General features: G+C 61.3%; 17 protein-coding genes. 10 read left to right on the top strand and 7 right to left on the bottom strand.

The window, feature by feature from the left end; translation table 11 throughout:
* Positions 1–35: 35 nt before the first annotated feature.
* Positions 36–1,127 (bottom strand): chorismate synthase, encoded by a 1,092-nt coding sequence (gene aroC, locus DYL59_RS13525; protein WP_017735877.1) that lies wholly within the window; start codon positions 1,125–1,127, stop codon positions 36–38.
* 142 nt (positions 1,128–1,269) lie between these two features.
* Between aroC and DYL59_RS13520 the strand changes: the two genes are divergently transcribed.
* Both DYL59_RS13520 and DYL59_RS13515 read left to right on the top strand, forming a co-directional pair.
* Complete coding sequence (locus tag DYL59_RS13520) at positions 1,270–2,229, top strand: alpha/beta hydrolase (RefSeq protein WP_135289638.1); 960 nt, start codon at positions 1,270–1,272, stop codon at positions 2,227–2,229.
* Positions 2,230–2,328: 99 nt separating this feature from the next.
* Entirely contained in the window at positions 2,329–3,135 is an 807-nt protein-coding gene (locus DYL59_RS13515) for a hypothetical protein (protein ID WP_135289637.1), read from the top strand.
* Positions 3,136–3,208: 73 nt separating this feature from the next.
* On the opposite strand, the gene prmB is transcribed toward DYL59_RS13515, so the two are convergent.
* Entirely contained in the window at positions 3,209–4,117 is a 909-nt protein-coding gene (gene prmB, locus DYL59_RS13510) for a 50S ribosomal protein L3 N(5)-glutamine methyltransferase (protein ID WP_135289636.1), read from the bottom strand.
* Positions 4,118–4,357: 240 nt separating this feature from the next.
* On the opposite strand from prmB, the gene DYL59_RS13505 reads away from it, so the two are divergent.
* The 5 genes from DYL59_RS13505 (at position 4,358) to DYL59_RS13485 (ending at position 7,136) form a co-directional block, all read left to right on the top strand.
* A complete protein-coding gene (locus DYL59_RS13505) occupies positions 4,358–4,948 on the top strand; it encodes a cysteine hydrolase family protein (protein WP_135289635.1) in 591 nt (196 codons plus the stop codon).
* 136 nt (positions 4,949–5,084) lie between these two features.
* Positions 5,085–5,405, top strand: coding sequence for a hypothetical protein (locus DYL59_RS13500; RefSeq protein WP_135289634.1), 321 nt, complete (start codon positions 5,085–5,087; stop codon positions 5,403–5,405).
* A gap of 75 nt (positions 5,406–5,480) precedes the next feature.
* The gene (locus DYL59_RS13495) at positions 5,481–6,038 is read left to right on the top strand and encodes a Smr/MutS family protein (RefSeq protein WP_017735883.1); all 558 of its coding nucleotides are present in this window, start codon (positions 5,481–5,483) and stop codon (positions 6,036–6,038) included.
* Positions 6,039–6,116: 78 nt separating this feature from the next.
* Positions 6,117–6,662 (top strand): GTP cyclohydrolase I FolE, encoded by a 546-nt coding sequence (folE, locus tag DYL59_RS13490; protein ID WP_003236739.1) that lies wholly within the window; start codon positions 6,117–6,119, stop codon positions 6,660–6,662.
* 102 nt (positions 6,663–6,764) lie between these two features.
* Complete coding sequence (locus DYL59_RS13485) at positions 6,765–7,136, top strand: glutathione S-transferase N-terminal domain-containing protein (RefSeq protein ID WP_135289633.1); 372 nt, start codon at positions 6,765–6,767, stop codon at positions 7,134–7,136.
* Positions 7,137–7,259: 123 nt separating this feature from the next.
* On the opposite strand, the gene DYL59_RS13480 is transcribed toward DYL59_RS13485, so the two are convergent.
* The 3 genes from DYL59_RS13480 to DYL59_RS13470 are packed head-to-tail and all read right to left on the bottom strand — an operon-like array spanning position 7,260 to position 10,190.
* Positions 7,260–7,577, bottom strand: coding sequence for an AtuA-related protein (locus tag DYL59_RS13480; protein WP_135289632.1), 318 nt, complete (start codon positions 7,575–7,577; stop codon positions 7,260–7,262).
* Positions 7,574–8,896 carry an acyclic terpene utilization AtuA family protein gene (locus DYL59_RS13475; RefSeq protein WP_135289631.1) on the bottom strand — a complete coding sequence of 441 codons (1,323 nt, stop codon included), beginning with the start codon at positions 8,894–8,896 and terminating at the stop codon, positions 7,574–7,576. Before DYL59_RS13475 ends, DYL59_RS13480 begins: the two co-directional genes overlap by 4 nt.
* A gap of 1 nt (position 8,897) precedes the next feature.
* Positions 8,898–10,190 (bottom strand): CitMHS family transporter, encoded by a 1,293-nt coding sequence (locus DYL59_RS13470; RefSeq protein WP_135289630.1) that lies wholly within the window; start codon positions 10,188–10,190, stop codon positions 8,898–8,900.
* A 111-nt stretch (positions 10,191–10,301) separates the two neighbouring features.
* Between DYL59_RS13470 and DYL59_RS13465 the strand changes: the two genes are divergently transcribed.
* Positions 10,302–11,198 (top strand): LysR family transcriptional regulator, encoded by an 897-nt coding sequence (locus DYL59_RS13465; protein ID WP_135289629.1) that lies wholly within the window; start codon positions 10,302–10,304, stop codon positions 11,196–11,198.
* 45 nt (positions 11,199–11,243) lie between these two features.
* Here the strand turns inward: DYL59_RS13465 and DYL59_RS13460 are convergent, their stop codons facing one another.
* Positions 11,244–11,846, bottom strand: coding sequence for a glutathione S-transferase family protein (locus DYL59_RS13460; RefSeq protein ID WP_135289628.1), 603 nt, complete (start codon positions 11,844–11,846; stop codon positions 11,244–11,246).
* Positions 11,847–11,856: 10 nt separating this feature from the next.
* The gene (locus DYL59_RS13455; protein WP_135289627.1) at positions 11,857–13,023 is read right to left on the bottom strand and encodes an aminotransferase-like domain-containing protein; all 1,167 of its coding nucleotides are present in this window, start codon (positions 13,021–13,023) and stop codon (positions 11,857–11,859) included.
* A gap of 81 nt (positions 13,024–13,104) precedes the next feature.
* Between DYL59_RS13455 and DYL59_RS13450 the strand changes: the two genes are divergently transcribed.
* Together DYL59_RS13450 and DYL59_RS13445 are read left to right on the top strand one after the other, a co-directional pair.
* Positions 13,105–13,539 (top strand): MarR family winged helix-turn-helix transcriptional regulator, encoded by a 435-nt coding sequence (locus DYL59_RS13450; protein WP_135289626.1) that lies wholly within the window; start codon positions 13,105–13,107, stop codon positions 13,537–13,539.
* A 160-nt stretch (positions 13,540–13,699) separates the two neighbouring features.
* A complete protein-coding gene (locus tag DYL59_RS13445) occupies positions 13,700–15,046 on the top strand; it encodes an NCS2 family permease (protein ID WP_135289625.1) in 1,347 nt (448 codons plus the stop codon).
* Positions 15,047–15,052 lie beyond the last annotated feature (6 nt).

Below are 15,052 nucleotides of genomic sequence, written 5' to 3'. Positions count from 1 at the left end.
CCAGCGCGAGCAAGCTCGCTCACTACAAGGGGTCATCACAGCTGGCCCAATACCGGGGTGGTCACGCGAACGTCGGCGTTCTGGCCGCGATTGCGCAGCAAGTGGTCCATCAACACGATGGCCATCATCGCCTCGGCAATCGGTGTGGCACGAATGCCCACGCACGGGTCGTGGCGGCCCTTGGTGATCACATCCACCGGGTTGCCGTGTACATCGATCGAGCGGCCCGGCGTGGTGATGCTCGACGTGGCCTTGAGCGCCAGGTGCGCCACAATCGGCTGGCCGGAGGAGATGCCGCCGAGGATGCCGCCGGCGTTGTTGCTGAGGAAGCCTTCCGGCGTCAGCTCGTCACGGTGCTCGGTGCCGCGCTGGGACACGCAGGCGAAACCAGCGCCGATCTCGACGCCCTTCACCGCATTGATGCTCATCAGCGCGTGGGCCAGTTCGGCGTCCAGGCGGTCGAAGATCGGCTCGCCCAGGCCCGGCTTGACGCCTTCGGCGACCACGGTGATCTTGGCGCCGACCGAGTCCTGGTCGCGGCGCAGCTGGTCCATATAGGCTTCCAGTTCCGGCACCTTGTCCGGGTCGGGGCTGAAGAAAGCGTTGTCTTCCACGCTGTCCCAGGTCTTGAACGGGATTTCGATCGGGCCCAGCTGGCTCATGTAGCCACGAATCACAATGCCCTGGGTGGCCAGGTACTTCTTGGCGATGGCGCCGGCGGCCACACGCATTGCGGTTTCGCGCGCCGAACTGCGGCCACCGCCACGGTAGTCGCGCTCGCCGTATTTGTGGTGGTAGGTGTAGTCGGCATGGGCCGGGCGGAACAGGTCCTTGATCGCCGAGTAGTCCTTGGACTTCTGGTCGGTGTTGCGGATCAGCAGGCCGATGGCGCACCCGGTGGTGCGGCCTTCGAAGACGCCGGAGAGGATTTCGACTTCGTCGGGCTCCTGGCGCTGGGTGGTGTGGCGGCTGGTGCCGGGCTTGCGGCGGTCGAGGTCACGCTGCAGGTCTTCCAGGGACAGCTCAAGGCCGGGCGGGCAGCCGTCGACAATGGCGACCAACGCCGGGCCATGGCTTTCGCCCGCGGTGGTAACAGTGAACAGCTTGCCGAAGGTATTGCCGGACATGCAGGGCGCTCCGTGAAATCAGTTGTAATCACTCAGGGGTGATAACCAAGCGCGCCAGTATACGCGGGCCAACCGACTAGTTCATCCTCGAAACCTTCCCGGTAGACATTGGTCGAACCGACACCTCCTGGATAATGGCACGATGATGCTTCGCGTTCTGCTACTCACACTGACCCTGTTTACCGCCGTGGCCCACGCCGCCCCTGTCGTATTGCAACGGCCCATCAGCCTGGACACCGGCAGCGGTGAGCTCTTTGGCTCGCTGCTGCTGCCCCAGTCCGACAAACCCGTGCCGGTGGTGCTGATCATCGCCGGCTCCGGCCCCACCGACCGCAACGGCAACAGTGCCGACGGTGCGCGCAATGACAGCCTCAAGCGCCTGGCCTGGGTGCTGGCGCGCCATAACATCGCCAGCGTGCGCTACGACAAGCGCGGTGTCGCCGCCAGCCTGGCGGCCACTCCCGATGAGCGCAACCTGACACTAGACGCCTACGTGGCCGATGCCGTGGCCTGGGGCAAGTTGCTCAAGGCCGACAAGCGCCTGGGCCCGCTGATTGTGCTGGGCCACAGCGAAGGCGCCCTGGTCGCCGCCCTGGCTGCGCCGCACCTGCAGCCGGCCGGGGTGATTTCCCTGTCCGGCAGCGCCCGCCCGGTGGACCAGGTGATCCGCCAGCAACTGGCCAACCATATGCCCCCTGCCCTGCTGCTGCGCAGTCAGCAGATCCTCGACCACCTCAAGGCCGGCCAGGTGGATACGGATGTACCTGGCCCACTAGAAGGCATTTTCCGACCGAGCGTACAGCCCTATTTGATCAGCCTGTTCCGCGCCGATCCCTCGGCAGCCTTCGCCAAGCTGGACATGCCCGCACTGATTATCCAGGGCACCAACGATATCCAGGTGGGCGTCGACGATGCCCGCCAACTCAAACAGGCCAAGCCGGATGCCCAACTGGCGGTAATCGAAGGCATGAACCATGTGATGCGCATCGTGCCCAAGGATGTGAAGCAGCAATTGGCGTCCTACAACGACCCGCAATTGCCCCTGGCTGCCGAACTGGGCAGCCGTGTGGTGCGCTTTATCGACGGACTTCAGCCCCGATAAGCGACAATTTGTCTCTAGTCCTGCGAGAAGCGGCCGATAAGTCCAGTGTCGACAGCAAAAAGGCCGTCGGCTTGCTGGGCTAGGACAGGATCGCGCCGCATGACAACCACTCAAGCAACACCGGAACCCACCGCCGACACCCCGGCTGAAAACACCGCGGCCGTCGACGTGGCGCCCCTGCCGTGGGCGGATGTGCAGCCCGAGCATTTCAAGATGCTGCGCCTGGCGCCCCTGGCCACCGACCGCGCCACCGGTGTACGGCCGTTGCGGTTCGTGCAGTTCGGCTATACCGAGCGCCATGACAAACATCACAGTTTGCTGCGCATGGTCATTCAACTGCCTGGCCAGCGGGTGCGCAGCGAGCAGAACCATCTGGACGTGTGGCTCGACCATGACACCCATCGCGCGCACTTCGGCCCGGGCACCAGCGTGGAAATCGAACCGGCCAACCGAGGGTTGGGCCGCTTCCTGGTGGCGCAAGGGGCCGCGTGGGCGAAAAAGAAAGGGGCCGGCTACCGCATCGACGGCGTTGACCTGTCCAACAAGGACGCGCTGAACGAAGCGACCCGCCTGCGTCGCGACCACTTCCTGCGCATCCATGGCTTTGACGTGGCCTACGCTGATGTGCAGCATCTCAAGGGCAACGTGCAACCGGGCAAGGTCAGTGATGTGCTCGACAGCTGGAACACCGAGAAGGTGCAGTTCGTCGAGATCCTGGAAGCGGCGCAGATGCTGCAACAGGCCGAGCAGAACCTGGCGGAGCACGAAGTGAAGCTGCGCAAGGAAGAGGAAAAGGTCACCAAGTTCAAGCGCGAGGATAGCGGGTTGCGCTTTACCATCACCTGCCTGGTGGCGTTTACGGTGTTTCAGGCGGGGTTGTTGATCTGGATTGCCACGCACCGCTAAATGGGTTGAAACGCAATCAAATGTGGGAGCAAGCCCGTTCCCACACTGACCGTATTCCTACAATAAGGTCGGGTTAGACCCTGGCGGCAAACACCGCCTGATGCTGGCGGCACTGCTCGGCCGTCAACATGAACACCCCATGCCCGCCGCGCTGGAAGTCCAGCCAGGCAAAGTCCACTTCCGGGTACAGCGCCTCGACGTGCACCTGGCTGTTGCCCACCTCGACAATCAGCAAGCCCTTCTCGGTCAGGTGGTCCGCCGCTTCGGCCAGCATCCGCCGTACCAGATTCAAGCCGTCATCGCCGCAGGCCAGGCCCAGCTCGGGTTCGTGCTGGTATTCGTCGGGCATATCGGCGAAGTCTTCGGCATCCACGTACGGCGGGTTGGACACGATCAAGTCGAAGCGCTGGCCCGGCAGGCCATCGAAGCCGTCGCCTTGCACGGTGTACACACGCTCATCGACGCCGTGGCGCTCGATGTTCTGGTTGGCCACTTCCAACGCTTCGAACGACAAGTCCCCCAGCACCACTTGCGCGTCCTGGAACTCGTAAGCGCAGGCAATACCGATGCAACCGGAGCCGGTGCACAGGTCGAGGATGCGCGCCGGCGGCTGGGCCAGCCAAGGCTCGAAGCGGTTTTCGATCAGTTCGCCAATCGGTGAGCGCGGGATCAGCACGCGCTCGTCGACGATAAACGACATGCCGCAGAACCAGGCTTCGTTCAACAGGTAAGCGGTGGGGACACGCTCGTGGATACGGCGATGCAGCAAGCGCTGGACGTGGGAGATCTCTTCTTCTTCCAGGTTGCAGTCCAGGTAGCTGTCGGCAATTTCCCAAGGCAGGTGCAGCGCACCGAGCACCAACTGACGCGCTTCATCCCAGGCATTGTCGGTGCCATGGCCAAAAAACAGGTCTTCCCCATGGAAACGGCTGACAGCCCAACGGATGTGGTCGCGCAAGGTGCGCAGGCGGGAAGTGATCACGGGGGCAGACTCCTGGAAAAAACGACTGGCGATTCTAACAGCCTTCGCCACGACCTACGATGTACGAAAAGCCCTCTACCATCCGTCAGATTTCATCCAAATTGCCACCATTGTGTAAAACAAGTTCACCTCTTGACATGGCTGCACGCCAGCAACGGCGTACCTTACGATGGTAGCGATTCACAGAAGCGCTCAGCCAGTGGACAATGTCGCAAAAGCCCCCCTCACAGGAGCCCCAGAATGTCCGTTCCAAAGACGATGTTTCAACTCAGCGGTCGCGGTTACGCAGCAGCGAACCTCAGCCATGCGACCCTCGTGATCATCGACGCCCAGAAGGAATACCTCAGCGGTCCACTCGCCCTCTCGGGCATGGACGCGGCGGTCGACAACATCAAGCAGTTGGTGGCAGCGGCCCGTAACGCCGGGCGCCCGATCGTGCATGTGCGCCACCTGGGCACCGTCGGCGGCCTGTTCGACCCCCAGGGCGAGCGCGGCGAATTCATCCCCGGCCTCGAACCCGTCGCCGACGAAACCATCATCGGCAAGCTGTTGCCCAGCGCGTTCCACGGCACCGGGCTGGAAAAACACTTGCAGGACCTCGGCTCCCTGGACCTGATCGTAGCCGGCTTCATGAGCCACTCCAGCGTCAGCACCACCGTGCGCGCGGCCAAGAACCTGGGCTTTCGTTGCACCCTGGTGGAAGACGCCTGTGCCACCCGCGACCTGCCCTACAAAGGCGGCATCCTGACGGCCGAACATGTGCAGCAGACCGAAATGGCCATCATGGCCGACAACTTCGCCACCCTCGCGTTGACCAAAGATCTGATCTGATCGACCGCTGGATGAGCGGCGCGCCTATGGCCCCGCTCATCCGCAAAGCCCTCTCATTTGGCGCATTTACCTCTGCTCCCGGAACAACCTGTGTATTGTCCGGTCGAAGGGCCGATACCCTGGAGGAAAGGTCGGAATGAAGATATCCGATGGTTTTGATGCTCGTCGCTTGCGCCCCAAGGGCCCGAGCAATTGGCGTCTGCGTCTGGTGGCCGGTTTTGCCGTGCTGCTGGCGATGGTAGGACTGTTGTTGGCCGGCGCTGGTGGTGCCGGTTTGTTTGGTCACTCGCCCGCCCTTGGCGAACTGAATGCCAGCCCTGGTGGCTCGGCTATCCTGTTGGTGATCGGGCTGCTGGTACTGTGGCTGGGCGTGTGGTTATGGCGGCGCAGTCGTCGGAAAATGCGGCAGCCGTTGTCGCTGAATATCGCCTCGCACCTGATGAAAAAACACGACTGATGGCGCTTGGATAGCGTTTCCTGCGCCCTGGCCGCCGCGATTTAGGTAAACTGCCCGCCCTTCGCGGAGGCTGACATGCAAGACGACGATTTTTCCCTGTTCAAAAACGAGCTGCGCGGCGTCAAGCCGATCAAGCACGACCGCGCCGACACCGGCAAACCCAAGGCCGACCGGGCGCAGATTGCCAAACTGCGCCAGGCCGCGACCGTGCGTACCGATGCCACCACGGTGGATGGCCTGTCGGACCAGTTCGTGATCGACGTCGGCCCCGAAGACGAGCTGATGTGGGCACGCGACGGCGTGCAGGAAAGCCAGATGCGCAAGCTCAAGGTTGGCCAGATCCCGTTCGAGGGCAGCCTGGACCTGCACGGCATGAGCGTGGAAAAAGCCCGCGAAACCCTGTGGGCCTTCCTCGCCGAAGCCACTAAATTCGAAATCCGCTGCGTGCGCGTCACTCACGGCAAGGCCGTGCGGCTGGACGGCAAGCGCCCCATGATCAAGAGCCACGTCAACACTTGGCTGCGCCAGCACGCCCAGGTGCTCGGCTTCACCTCCTGCCAGGCCCGCCACGGCGGCGCAGGTGCGGTGTATGTGATGCTCAAGCGCACCATGATGGAAGGGCGCGACGAATAACAAGTGCAATCGTCATGCTTGCAGCGATGTGCCCGCCACCGTAACCTTGCGCTTTGCAAAAATCCCACAGGTAGTTTCATGTCCCTGGAACAGAATTACACCGCGATCCTCGGCCAACTCGGCGAGGACGTTTCCCGCGAGGGCCTGCTCGACACGCCAAAACGTGCCGCCAAGGCGATGCAGTACCTCTGCCGCGGCTATGAGCAGACACTGGAAGAAGTCACCAACGGTGCCTTGTTCAGCTCTGACAACAGCGAAATGGTGCTGGTCAAGGACATCGAGTTGTACTCTTTGTGCGAACACCACCTGCTGCCGTTTATCGGCAAGGCCCATGTAGCGTACATCCCGAGCGGCAAAGTGCTGGGCCTGTCGAAGGTCGCACGGATCGTCGACATGTATGCCCGCCGCCTGCAGATCCAGGAAAACCTCAGCCGCCAGATCGCCGATGCCGTGCTGCAGGTGACCGGCGCCCTGGGCGTGGCCGTGGTGATTGAAGCCAAGCACATGTGCATGATGATGCGCGGTGTGGAAAAACAGAATTCGTCGATGATCACGTCGGTAATGCTGGGTGAGTTCCGCGAAAACGCAGCCACCCGCAGCGAATTCCTCAGCCTGATCAAGTAACCGGCTGCGTCAGAAAAAGCCGGCGTTCATCGCCGGTTTTTTTTCGCCCGCAAAAATCAGGTAAGCTGCGGCCCCTTCTGTATCGGGCAAGAGGTTTGAGCCATGTTCGTCAAAGCACTCCGGGTGGGCCTCGGCCAAATCATTATCGCAGGCGACTTCCTGACTCGCCCGCGCAAAAAGCAGCGCCCTGCCGAGCAACAGGCGCAGGTCAACGAAGCGGCCAAGGACCTGACCCTCTATCAGTTCCACGCCTGCCCGTTCTGCGTGAAGACCCGCCGCACCCTGCACCGCCTGAATGTGCCGGTGGCGTTGAAGGACGCGAAGAACAACGAGCAGGACCGCCAAACCCTGCTGGAACAAGGTGGCAAGATCAAGGTGCCGTGCCTGCGCATCGAAGAAAACGGCCAGACCACCTGGATGTATGACTCCAAGGTGATCATCGATTACCTCGATAAGCGGTTTGCCGCCATCTAGAACTTCACGCAGTTCCCCTGTGGGAGCGGGCTTGCTCGCGAATGCGGTATGTCAGTTGAAATATCTGTGACTGACACCCCGCATTCGCGAGCAAGTCGAATCGTCGCACCGCCGCTCCCACATTTAGTTCGGCGTTAACAATTCAACATCGAGCAACGCCGAACCCAGGCACTTGCCATGGGCGTCCAGCGCCAGCGAGCGGGTCACGCCGCCGCGCAGAATCCCCGGCAACACAAAGTTCAGTGCCTGCACATAGGGCAATTCATAGCGCCGCACCGCCGCCCCTGCTGGCAGCAAGCCCGCAAAAAAATCGGCGACGCGCTCAGCCGTCAACTGTTCACACAGCAACGGATAATCCTCAGCCCGATAAGCAATGATCGAGATGTTCGACGTATCGCCCTTATCCCCAGTGCGGGAATGGGCCAGTGTGTGCAACTTCATGCCTGGATCCTCGGGTTGACCACATCACGCGCCAGCAACAGCGACGCCACCGCCACCACCTGCCGCACACTCTTACTAGCGCCACCACCGCCCGACGGGCCGTTGGTGTAGAGGGTTTCTACTTCATTGCCCACCCGCACCGCATCAGAGCGTTCTTCACAGCGGGCCGCCACGCGCAAGCGCACTTCCCAAGGCTCCACGCTGCTGCGCGGGCCGTGGAGCGAGTCCATGCCGATCAGTTCGGCACGCACGTCCTGCATCTTCACGCCCATCAATTCCAGGCGTTTGAGGACCACATCCCGCGCCAACTGCGCCCGTGCGACAGCGCCAGGGCCACCGTAGGACATCTGCCCTTCGCCAATCCAGCCGTCCAAATAGCCCACGCTGACTTTCAATTGCTCGGGGCGCGCTTGGCCGTCGGCACCTTGGGCACGCACGCGATCAAAGCCCTCGTCGGCGAAGCTCACCTGAGAGAAGTCCGCCGTCACGTCCGGAGTCAAATAGGCTTGCGGGTCATGCACTTCGTAAATCAGTTGTTCGGTGCAGGTCGCGCGGCTGACTCGCCCACCGGTGCCGGCGACCTTGGTGATGACAGCCTCACCGTCCGCATCAATCTCGGCCAGCGGGAAACCCAGGCGCGCCAGGTCATCCACATCCTTGAAACCGGGGTCGGCAAAATAACCGCCGCTGACCTGCCCGGCGCATTCGAGCAAATGCCCCACCAACGTACCGCGCCCCAGGCGCTGCCAATCGTCCATCGCCCAGCCGAACTCAAACATCTGCGGCGCCAGGAACAGGGACGGGTCGGCTACACGCCCAGTGATGACCACATCGGCGTCGGCGCGCAGGGCCTGCAAAATACCCTCGACGCCCAGATAGGCATTCGCGGAAATCAGCCGCGGCCCCAGGGAGCCGAGCGTCTGACCGTTATCCAACACCAAGTCGGGCTGCAACACCGTCAACACGTCATCGCCCACCACGGCAAACACCTTGAGATCCAGGCCCAACTCGCTGGCAATCCGCCGCACTTCGGCGGCCGCCGACACGGGGTTGGCCGCGCCCATATTGGTGATCACCCGCAGGCGGCGATTGCCCTTGGCTCCCACAAACGGCAACACCCGGCGCATGCGCTCACTGAGCAGAGGGTCGTAGCCCCCTTGCGGATCAGCGATACGCGCCTGTTGCGCCAAAGCAATCGTGCGTTCAGCCAGGCATTCGAACACCAGGTAATCCAAATCGCCTTGTTCGGCCAGTTCCACAGCAGGTTCGATACGATCGCCGGAATAGCCGGCGCCAGAACCGATGCGCAAGGTTTTCATCTCAAATCACTCCCAACAGCAACGCAGTCAGGGTCATCAACACCGACGCGGCAAACAGAAACGGAATGGTGAAGCGCTGGTGATCCGCCAGTTCGATCTTGCACAAGCCCACCAGCAGGAACGTCGCGGGAGTCAGCGGGCTGACCGGGAAGCCGGTGGTGTGTACGCCCAGCAGCGAGGCCTGGGCCACTTGCAGTGGGTCGACGCCCAGGGCCTTGCCCACTTCGGCGATCACCGGCATCACGCCGAAATAGTAGGAGTCGGGGTCAAACAACATGCTCAGCGGCATGGAAATAAAGCCCACCACCGCCGGGATCAACTTGCCGTGGCCCGCAGGAATCTGCGCCACCGCCACTTCGGCAATCGCCTTGAGCATGCCGGTGCCCTGCATGATGCCGGTGAACACCCCGGCGGCGAGCAGGATACTGGCCATGGTCAACGCCGTTTTGGCATGGGCATCGATGCGCGCACGCTGGGCGTCGACGTTGGGGTAGTTGATGCACAACGCCACCACGGTGCCGAGCATGAACATCACCACCGGGTCGACCCAGCCGGCGATCATCACCACCATCACCAACACGGTGAGGATCAGGTTGACCCAGAACAACCGTGGGCGGCGCAGCTTGATGTCGTCGTCGCTGAGCACCCGCTGGGGCACCGCATCCACGGTAGAGCCAGCGCCAAGGCCCAGGCGTTTTTCTTCACGGTGGCCAAGCCACCAGGCACAGACGAACACAAAGATCAGGCCGACGATCTGCACCGGAATCAGCGGCTGGAACAAGTCTGCCACCGGCACATGCAAGGCCGCCGATGAACGCAATACCGGGCCGGTCCACGGCAGGAAGTTGACCCCGGCCGCCATCGCGCAGACACAGGCGAGGATGCGCTTGTCGATGCCCAGCCGCGTATACAACGGCAGCATCGCCGGCACCGTCACCAGGAAGGTCACCGCGCCGGAGCCGTCCAGGTGCACCAGCAGCGCCAGGGTCGCGGTACCGACAACAATTCGTGTAGGACGCGTCCCTACCGTGCGCAGGATGCGATCAATGATGGGGTCGAGCATGCCAGCGTCGGTCATGATCCCGAAAAACAGGATTGCAAAGACAAACATGCCCACCACCGGGGCGACGTTCTTGATACCGGTAATGATGAAGGCACTGGTTTGCAGACCGAACCCGCCGAGCAGCGCGGCGATGATCGGCAAGGCGATCAGGGCCACCAGTGGCGAGAGGCGTTTGCTCATGACGGCAGCGAGCAGGCACAAGATGGTAATGACACCCAGGGTAGCGAGCATGGGTTACTCCAGAGCGGCCTTGTTGGCCGGTTATTGTTTTCCCTGGAGTATTGGAAGCGGGTTAGTCTTTGTAAATTGGAATATTCACCAGCTAGTGTTCGGAAAAACAAAATGAAGAACAGTATCCAACACATTCAAGCGTTTCTCGCGGTGGCCCGCACTGGCAGTTTCACCAAGGCTGCCAACGAACTGCATCTGTCGCCTTCGGCACTGACGGTGCAGGTGCAACAATTGGAAGACTGGCTCGGCGTCGCCCTCCTCGACCGCAGCCCGCGCCATGTGAGCATCACGGCCGCTGGCCAGGACGCCCGTGGCCCCATGGAAAAACTGCTGCTGGACTTGGACAACATCGTCACCGGCTCTCGCGACCTGGCCGCGCTGCGCCGTGGCGTGGTCACCATCGCCGCCCTGCCGTCTGTCTGCGCCGGTTCACTGCCGCCAGTGCTGCGCCTGTTTCGCGAGCGCTTTGCCGGCATCGAGGTACGCCTGCATGACCTGGTGGCCCATCGCATTCATGCCCAGGTGCGCTCTGGCGAGGTGGATTTTGGCATCGGCGTACGTGCACGCCTCAGCCATGGCCTGCAGTTCGTCCCCGTGCTGAATGATCGCCTGTGTGCCTTTTTGCCACTGGATCATCCCCTCGCCCGCCATCGCCAACTGACGCTTGCGCAATTGGCGGACCAACCGATCATCCTCACCGGCCGCGACAGCAGTGTGCGCGAACAGGTGGACGCGCTGTTCGATGAAACGCGGTTGACGATGAACGCAGGGATGGAAGCCAATTACATGTCGACGGTACTGGCGTTGGTGCGCCAGGGGTTGGGGATCAGTGTGTTGCCGGAGTCGGCGGCGGACAGTTTGGAGGGGTTGAAGCGCATCCCCATTGATCACCCGGGGGTGAACCGGGAGATTGGGTTGATCAGCCGCAGCGGGATGGGGCTGAGCCCGGCAGCACAGCGCTGCTTCAATATGCTCAGTGAGGAATTATCTGACACAACATCGAACTAAAATGTGGGAGCGGGCTTGCTCGCTCCCACAATTTGAACCGCGTTATCAGTCCAGCATGGCTACGTGCTTGGGATGGCTGGCCACCCGCGCCAACCACGCCTGTACCGCCGGATACGGGGCCAAATCAAACCCACCTTCATGGGCTACATGGGTATAGGCATACAGGGCAATATCGGCAATCGAATACTGCTCGCCCACCAGGTACGGCGTGGCCTGCAGTTGGCGCTCCATCACCTTCAGGGCCTTGTAGCCACGCTTATGGCAGGTCTGGTATTCCTCCAGGCGATCTTGCGGCATGTTCAGGTAGAACTGGATAAACCGCGCCACGGCAACGTACGGCTCATGGCTGTATTGCTCGAAGAACTGCCATTGCAGCACTTGGGTGCGCAGGCGCGGCTCAGTCGGTAAAAACTCGCTGCCATCGGCCAGGAAGTTGAGGATCGCGTTGGATTCCCACAGGCAAGTGCCGTCTTCCAGTTCCAGCACCGGGATCTTGCCGTTGGGGTTCTTGGCCAGGAACTCGGCGGTCTGGGTGTCGCCATTAAGGATGTCTACATTGATCCATTCATAGGGAATGTTCAGCAGGTTGAGCATCAACTTGATTTTGTAGCAGTTGCCCGATTTGTAATCGCCATAAACCTTGTACATGGGGATCCCCTTATGCCGCTTGCGCGTGCTGTGCTTGACGGACCACGCTGGCCAGGCGCTTGAGACCTTCGTCCAGGCGGGCCGGGTCGATATGGCTGAAATTGAGCCGCAGCGAACCCAGATGCTGGTCCGGCTCGGAAAAGAACGGTTCACCGGGCATGAACGCGACATTCTGATCGAGTGATGGAGCCAACAAAGTGCGGGTGTCCAGCGGCTGTTTCAAGGTCAGCCAGAAGAATAATCCGCCCTGGGGCACTTGCCAGTCGGCCAGGTCGGCAAAATGACGCTCAAGGGCCGACTGGAAGGCATCGCGGCGTTCACGGTAAAAGCCGCGCAGCTCGACCAGATGCTGCTGGTATTTTTCTGTGCCGATCCACTGCATCGCCTGCCATTGGCCAACGCGATTGGTGTGCAGGTCGGCTGACTGCTTGAGCTTGAGCAGGTGCGGGAACAGGTCGGGGCTGGCGATCAGGTAACCGACACGCAGGCCTGGCAGCAGGGTTTTGGAGACGGTGCCGGTGTAGATCCAGCTGGCTTTTTTCAAACGCCCGGCAATGGGTTGGGCGCTGCCGCCGTCGAAGGTCAGTTCGCGGTAGGGTTCGTCTTCGATCAGGGTTACGCCGAACTCGTCGAGCAACGCGGCGACGGCTTCGCGCTTGGCTTCGCTGTAGCGCACGGCCGAGGGGTTCTGGAACGTGGGGATCAGGTAGATGAACGCCGGGCGGTGGCGCTCCAGGTTGCTGCGCAGTGCAGCCAGGTCCGGGCCGTCGGCCTCCAACTGCACGGTGAGGCACTCGGCGCCGAACAGTTGAAAGATCTGCAATGCGGCAAGATAAGTTGGGCCTTCCAGCAGGATCTGCGTGCCTTTGTCGATATACAGCTTGGCCGCCAGGTCCAGGGTTTGTTGGGAACCACTGACCACCAGCACCTGGCTGGCCTGGCACGGCACGCCCAGGGCGCGGGCCTCGGCAGCCAGCAATTCACGCAGTTGTGGTTCGCCTTCGCTCATGCCGTATTGGCCGATGTTCAGCGGCATAGCGTCCCAATTCAGAGCCGGCAGCATGGCTTCGGCTGGCAGGCCCCCGGCGAAGGACATCACTTCCGGGCGCTGGGCTGCCGCGAGGATTTCACGGATCAAGGAGCTTTTGAGGCGCGTAACACGTTCAGAGAAGGCCATAGGGTCACCGGTAGCAAAGACTGTAGGAAATACGTCAAACTGGTTGACCGAAATTACGACGACTTGCACGGATACGTCAATATGCTTGACCTTAAAAACCAGACTGCCCAGCAAGAAGCCATGGAAGCGTTCTTCTTCGGTTACCAGGCGTTTACCGCCAAAGCCGACGAAATGCTTGAGCGCCGTGGCCTGAGTCGCGTCCATCAGCGCATCGTGTTTTTTATCGCGCGCTACCCCGCGCTGAGCGTGAAGGAACTGCTGGAATTGCTGGGCGTGAGCAAGCAGGCGCTGAACATGCCGCTGCGCCAATTGCAGGAAATGCATCTGGTGAGCAGCGTTGCGTCCGCGACCGACAAGCGCAAACGCCTGCTGGAACTGAGTGATGAAGGCCTGCGTTTCGAACAGTCGCTGCGTCGTGAACAGGTGAAATTGCTGCAACGGGCGTTCAGCGAGGCTGGTGAAGAAGCGGTAGCCGGATGGCTGGCGGTGAATCAGGCATTGAGCGCGGCGAACTAGCCCTGCCGAAAGCTATTCGAAAACATTATTTGCTTTATTTGTATACAAAAGCATAATTCGCCTCGTGCGAGTTCCTGACCTATTGGTCAACAAAACCCGCCAGTACCTCACGGCGCCCAAGCGCCGGCCATAACAATAAAATGCTTGAGGAGTACTCGCTGTGGATAGCCGCAAATCCGAAGCCTCACCCCTGGACCTCCAACCCACCCGCAACGGCTGGCTGGAACGCCTGTTCAAACTCAGCTTGCATGGCACCACAGTGAAGACCGAGCTGATCGCCGGCCTCACTACCTTCATCACCATGGCCTACATCATCTTCGTCAACCCCAACATCATGGCCGACGCCGGTATCGACCATGGTGCAGCGTTTGTCGCCACCTGCATTGCCGCCGCGCTGGGCTGCCTGTTGATGGGCCTGTACGCCAACTGGCCAGTGGGCCTGGCACCGGGTATGGGCCTGAACGCGTTTTTCACCTACACCGTGGTCGGCACCATGGGATACACCTGGGAAACCGCCCTGGGTGCGGTGTTTATTTCGGGCGTGTTGTTCATGGGCCTGACCTTGTCGCGGGTGCGTGAATGGCTGCTCAACAGCATTCCGGTAAGCCTGCGCCATGCCATGGGCGCGGGGGTCGGTTTGTTCCTTGGCGTGATCGGCTTGAAAACCGCCGGGATCATCGTCGACAGCCCCGCCACGTTGATCAAGCTGGGCTCGTTGCATGAGCCGGCGCCGTTGCTGGCGGCCGTGTGCTTTTTGCTCATCGCCATCTTGAGCTACCACCGCGTGTTCGGCGCAATCTTGATCAGCATCATCGCTGTGACGCTGGCCGGCTGGGGCCTTGGCCTGGTGCATTACAACGGCATGGTCTCCACACCCCCAAGCCTGGCACCGACCTGGATGGCCATGGATGTGAAAGGTGTATTCAATGTCAGCATGATTAGCGTTGTATTTGCATTTCTTTTTGTACACATGTTTGACACTGCAGGTACACTGATGGGCGTCGCGCAACGGGCCGGCCTGGTCAATGCCGATGGCAAGATCGATAACCTGTCCCGCGCGTTAAAGGCCGACAGTGCGTCCAGCGTGTTCGGCGCCATGGTCGGTGTACCGCCAGTGACCAGCTACGTGGAAAGCGCTGCCGGTGTTGCCGCTGGCGGCCGCACAGGGTTGACTGCGGTGACGGTGGGCGTCCTGTTTGTGGCGGCGATGTTTTTCGCACCGCTGGCCGGCATGATCCCGGCGTACGCCACCGCCGGTGCGCTGATCTACGTGGCGATGCTGATGATGGCAAGCATGGCCCACATCAATTGGGATGAAGCCACCGACAGCATTCCGGCAATTGTCACCGCGATCATGATGCCTCTGACCTTCTCGGTTGCTGACGGGATCGCCCTGGGCTTTATCACGTACGTGGCGCTCAAGACGGGCACCGGTAAGTACCGTGAGATTTCCGTGAGCCTGTGGGTGCTGTGCGCGATTTTCATCGCCAAATTCATATTTCTATAAGGAGTA

Source organism: Pseudomonas kairouanensis, from assembly GCF_004682055.1.
Taxonomy (GTDB): domain Bacteria; phylum Pseudomonadota; class Gammaproteobacteria; order Pseudomonadales; family Pseudomonadaceae; genus Aquipseudomonas; species Aquipseudomonas kairouanensis.
Note: the sequence above shows the minus strand (reverse complement) of the source record. Positions and strands in the feature narration are given on the sequence as shown.

Bases quoted from the DNA above. Each gene is read 5' to 3' on its own strand.
- DYL59_RS13465 (WP_135289629.1), top strand. From the start codon at position 10,302: ATGAAGAACAGTATCCAACACATTCAAGCGTTTCTCGCGGTGGCCCGC.
- DYL59_RS13480 (WP_135289632.1), bottom strand. From the start codon at position 7,577: ATGAAGTTGCACACACTGGCCCATTCCCGCACTGGGGATAAGGGCGAT.
- DYL59_RS13505 (WP_135289635.1), top strand. From the start codon at position 4,358: ATGTCCGTTCCAAAGACGATGTTTCAACTCAGCGGTCGCGGTTACGCA.
- aroC (WP_017735877.1), bottom strand. From the start codon at position 1,127: ATGTCCGGCAATACCTTCGGCAAGCTGTTCACTGTTACCACCGCGGGC.
- DYL59_RS13495 (WP_017735883.1), top strand. From the start codon at position 5,481: ATGCAAGACGACGATTTTTCCCTGTTCAAAAACGAGCTGCGCGGCGTC.
- DYL59_RS13455 (WP_135289627.1), bottom strand. From the start codon at position 13,023: ATGGCCTTCTCTGAACGTGTTACGCGCCTCAAAAGCTCCTTGATCCGT.
- DYL59_RS13485 (WP_135289633.1), top strand. From the start codon at position 6,765: ATGTTCGTCAAAGCACTCCGGGTGGGCCTCGGCCAAATCATTATCGCA.
- DYL59_RS13460 (WP_135289628.1), bottom strand. From the start codon at position 11,846: ATGTACAAGGTTTATGGCGATTACAAATCGGGCAACTGCTACAAAATC.
- DYL59_RS13520 (WP_135289638.1), top strand. From the start codon at position 1,270: ATGATGCTTCGCGTTCTGCTACTCACACTGACCCTGTTTACCGCCGTG.
- DYL59_RS13500 (WP_135289634.1), top strand. From the start codon at position 5,085: ATGAAGATATCCGATGGTTTTGATGCTCGTCGCTTGCGCCCCAAGGGC.
- DYL59_RS13450 (WP_135289626.1), top strand. From the start codon at position 13,105: ATGCTTGACCTTAAAAACCAGACTGCCCAGCAAGAAGCCATGGAAGCG.
- DYL59_RS13515 (WP_135289637.1), top strand. From the start codon at position 2,329: ATGACAACCACTCAAGCAACACCGGAACCCACCGCCGACACCCCGGCT.
- DYL59_RS13475 (WP_135289631.1), bottom strand. From the start codon at position 8,896: ATGAAAACCTTGCGCATCGGTTCTGGCGCCGGCTATTCCGGCGATCGT.
- folE (WP_003236739.1), top strand. From the start codon at position 6,117: ATGTCCCTGGAACAGAATTACACCGCGATCCTCGGCCAACTCGGCGAG.
- DYL59_RS13470 (WP_135289630.1), bottom strand. From the start codon at position 10,190: ATGCTCGCTACCCTGGGTGTCATTACCATCTTGTGCCTGCTCGCTGCC.